Here is a 3,141-nt window from a genome sequence, read left to right as displayed (position 1 = left end):
TCAACTTCCGAGTTCAGAGGTGCAACTTCCGAGTTCAGAGGCTCAACTTCCGAGTTCAGAGGCTCAACTTCCGAGTTCAGAGGCTCAACTTCCGAGTTCAGAGGTGCAACTTCCGAGTTCAGAGGCTCAACTTCCGAGTTCAGAGGTGCAACTTCCGAGTTCAGAGTTAGTAATAAATACAAAACTCACCTTGACAGCGCTACTCTTGCTGGTGCTAGCTTCTGGCTCATATTGCTGTCTCCCCTACTACTTGGTTGTCATGTCTGTTCTCGCCTATCTCGCTAATTCCCCGTACACGAGCAACGACGCGCAAGGATGCCAATAACGCGCCGGAATCGTTGTCTTCTGCATATTCCTGAAATATCTCGGTCAAATAATCGTTAATTTCTTCCGGGTGCTTGCGGAAGTACTCTTCTTCAAGTTCATCAAGTGTTCTAAATTTTCTCACGGCTTAGGTACTCCTTTTTCAAAAAATTATCAGGCTCCCACAGTTTATCTAGATAATGACTATCCTTGAATATAAGGGAACTAGATCAGCGTAAATTGCCAATAGGTACAAGATGCTGCAACCAAAACAGATATTACAAGACCGTTATCAAATTCAACGCCAACTTGGTAACAATGGAATTCGTCAAACTTGGCAAGCATTGGATTTAAAAGCCTCTGATGGCGAAAATTCGATTGTTGTGGTTAAACTTTTGGCCTTTGGCGGTACTGTGCAGTGGGATGATTTGAAACTTTTTGAGAGGGAAGCACAAATTCTTAAACAGTTAAATCATCCCCGCATCCCCCGATATATAGATTATTTTTGTATCGACGATCGCACACTCTGGTTTGGCTTAATACAAGAATATATCCCTGGTGAGTCGCTCAAAGAAAAACTTGCTGTTGGCAAAAGATTTACTGAAAAGCGAGCGAGAAAAATTGCTGTTGAGATTTTAAATATTCTCAACTATCTACATGAGTTGAATCCAGGGGTGTTACATAGAGATATAAAACCGAGTAATTTAATCTGGGGCGAAGATAATCGGATTTATTTAGTTGATTTTGGCGCAGTTCAGGATAAAGCGGCAAGAGAGGGCGTTACTTTTACTGTTGTAGGCACTTATGGTTATGCGCCAATGGAACAATTTGGTGGTCGAGCGGTTGCGGCTTCAGACCTTTATGCTTTGGGAGCAACTTTGATTCATTTGTTAACTGGGACTTCCCCAGCTGATTTACCCCAGCAGGATTTGCGACTACAATTTACAGACCGAGTTAACCTCAGTCCCAGTTTTGTAAGTTGGCTACAAAAGTTAGTAGAACCCGCTCCAGAACAACGATTTACTAATGCCCGCCAAGCGCTAGAGGCTCTCAAATCAGGTTTGACTGTCAAATCTGGAAACAAGAATCAACTTTTACCGCTAAAAGAAATAATCAACAATTCTGGATGCGGGATAAAGAATCAGAATGAAACAGTCCCAGAGGAAATTCTCGGTTGGAATTGGGGCGCATTTCTGATGCCTTGGTTGTGGATGTGGCCGAATCAAGTGTGGTATGGGCTATTCTGTTTTATGCCCAACGTTTGGTGGTTAATGGCGATCGCACTCGGTGCAAAAGGCAACGAATGGGCTTGGAAAAGTAGACGGTGGCGCAGTATTGAACAATTCAAAGCCCATCAAAGAGGCTGGGCGATCGCAGGTATTCTAATTGGAGCGCCTATTAGTATTATGTTTTGGGTTCGAGCGATCGCTTTGCTCAAATCGGCACTGTAAGGCAGTCTTTTGGGTAAATATCAAGGGAGGATTTTTTAAGCAAAAAGGTTCAATAAATGGTTCAAATTCTTCAAGGAAAAGATATCACCCTAGCTCAACTTATTGATGAATTTGGTCTACAACTTGCAGATTATGAACATTTTTTTTCAGAGTGGCAGCATGATTTACCTGAGTTGAGTGACTTAGAAAAGCAATCTCTCAACGAAGTCAAGGCAGAGTATTTGCATCTATCGAAATATCCTATTTTGGAACCTGTAGTTAAAATGGTGGTGCTATCTCCACTATTGCGTCTAGCAGGTTTCTATCAACCGCCTTTCTACATTGCCTCAGAACAAGAGGTCAGAATTTCTTCTGAAGACGAAGGCACAATTGTTAGAGGACGTATTGATATCTTGGTGTTCCATCCTCCACTTTGGGTTCTGGTTATTGAGGCAAAACGAGCAGATTACTCGTTAGTGGTAGCAATTCCCCAAGCATTAGCTTATATGTTAGCAGATGCAACTTCGGCAAAACCTGTTTTTGGGTTTATCACCAATGGTAATGAATTTCAATTTATTAAGTTGACGAAACAGGGTACACCGAGATATGCATTATCTTACACACTGTCACTGAATCGTGGGGATGACCTACATACTGTTGTAAAAGTGTTAAAACGCCTAGCTCATTTAATTCGTAATTCGTAATCTTGTAGGGTGCGTTCTGCCCTTGGCTAACGCACCATCCCAATACTAAAAGGTTCAATAAATGGTTCAAATTCTTCAAGGAAAAGATATCACCCTAGCCCAACTTATTGATGAATTTGGTCTACAACTTGCAGATGATGAACATTTTTTTTCAGAGTGGCAGGATGATTTACCTGAGTTGAGTGACTTAGAAAAGCAATCTCTCAACGAAGTCAAGGCAGAATATTTGCATCTATCGAAATATCCTATTTTGGAACCTGTAGTTAAAATGGTGGTGCTATCTCCACTATTGCGTCTAGCAGGTTTCTATCAACCGCCTTTCTACATCGCCTCAGAACAAGAGGTCAGAATTTCTTCTGAAGACGAAGGCACAATTGTTAGAGGACGTATTGACATCTTGGTGTTCCATCCTCCACTTTGGGTTCTGGTTATTGAGGCAAAACGAGCAGATTACTCGTTAGTGCCAGCAATTCCCCAAGCATTGGCTTATATGTTGGCAGATGCAACTTCGGCTAAACCTGTTTTTGGGTTTATCACCAATGGTAATGAATTTAGATTTATCAAACTGCTAAAAACTGAAACTCTACAATACGCTTTATCTGATTTGTTTGCTTTAGATAGTCGTGATGACATATATATTGTCCTGAAAGTGTTAAAGCACCTAGCTCATTTAATTCGTAATTCGTAATCTTGTAGGGTGCGTT

General features: G+C 41.4%; 4 protein-coding genes and 1 pseudogene. 3 read left to right on the top strand and 2 right to left on the bottom strand.

The window, feature by feature from the left end; genetic code table 11:
- Together F8S12_RS00565 and F8S12_RS00560 are read right to left on the bottom strand one after the other, a co-directional pair.
- Nucleotides 1-182, bottom strand: a pseudogene (locus F8S12_RS00565) (hypothetical protein); the annotation flags it as partial.
- A gap of 44 nt (nucleotides 183-226) precedes the next feature.
- Nucleotides 227-448 carry a helix-turn-helix domain-containing transcriptional regulator gene (locus F8S12_RS00560; RefSeq protein WP_196514291.1) on the bottom strand — a complete coding sequence of 74 codons (222 nt, stop codon included), beginning with the start codon at nucleotides 446-448 and terminating at the stop codon, nucleotides 227-229.
- Between the two features lie 112 nt (nucleotides 449-560).
- On the opposite strand from F8S12_RS00560, the gene F8S12_RS00555 reads away from it, so the two are divergent.
- From F8S12_RS00555 to F8S12_RS00545, 3 genes are all read left to right on the top strand, one after another.
- Complete coding sequence (locus F8S12_RS00555; protein WP_196514290.1) at nucleotides 561-1,754, top strand: serine/threonine protein kinase; 1,194 nt, start codon at nucleotides 561-563, stop codon at nucleotides 1,752-1,754.
- A gap of 56 nt (nucleotides 1,755-1,810) precedes the next feature.
- Complete coding sequence (locus tag F8S12_RS00550; protein ID WP_196514289.1) at nucleotides 1,811-2,437, top strand: type I restriction enzyme HsdR N-terminal domain-containing protein; 627 nt, start codon at nucleotides 1,811-1,813, stop codon at nucleotides 2,435-2,437.
- A 61-nt stretch (nucleotides 2,438-2,498) separates the two neighbouring features.
- Complete coding sequence (locus F8S12_RS00545; RefSeq protein ID WP_196514288.1) at nucleotides 2,499-3,125, top strand: type I restriction enzyme HsdR N-terminal domain-containing protein; 627 nt, start codon at nucleotides 2,499-2,501, stop codon at nucleotides 3,123-3,125.
- The last annotated feature ends 16 nt before the right edge of the window (nucleotides 3,126-3,141 follow it).

This window comes from Nostoc sp. WHI, assembly GCF_015714725.1.
Lineage (GTDB): Bacteria > Cyanobacteriota > Cyanobacteriia > Cyanobacteriales > Nostocaceae > Nostoc.
Note: the sequence above shows the minus strand (reverse complement) of the source record. Positions and strands in the feature narration are given on the sequence as shown.

Coding starts and splice junctions, on each gene's coding strand:
- F8S12_RS00545 (WP_196514288.1), top strand. CDS start 2,499: ATGGTTCAAATTCTTCAAGGAAAAGATATCACCCTAGCCCAACTTATT.
- F8S12_RS00550 (WP_196514289.1), top strand. CDS start 1,811: ATGGTTCAAATTCTTCAAGGAAAAGATATCACCCTAGCTCAACTTATT.
- F8S12_RS00555 (WP_196514290.1), top strand. CDS start 561: ATGCTGCAACCAAAACAGATATTACAAGACCGTTATCAAATTCAACGC.